General features: G+C 34.8%; 1 protein-coding gene. It reads right to left on the reverse strand.

The window, feature by feature from the left end; genetic code table 11:
* Window positions 1–247, reverse strand: a 247-nt coding sequence (locus ACRHOZ_RS21225; protein ID WP_431130338.1) for a hypothetical protein, incomplete at both ends; no start/stop codon positions are given.

Consider the following 247-nt stretch of genomic DNA (forward strand, 5'->3'; position numbering starts at 1 on the left):
TCACCTGTTAACATAATACCATCTAATTTATTATTTCCTATATAAGAATAGAAAGCATCTCGTACTTCAATTGCTTTTGCTGCATTAGAACTATGATGTGCTTTACCAATTCCACCAAGAATCCAAAATGTATAAGCATCTGTAGATCCTAACGAAGGATGCGTCTTAAAATATAAATCTGTATTCTGCGCCAACAAACTACCGCCTGTTCCAATTCTGTAGTAATAAACCGTTCCTGAAGCTAAAC

Origin of the sequence: Flagellimonas flava, from assembly GCF_050617915.1 — a bacterium.
GTDB classification, from domain to species: domain Bacteria; phylum Bacteroidota; class Bacteroidia; order Flavobacteriales; family Flavobacteriaceae; genus Flagellimonas; species Flagellimonas flava_A.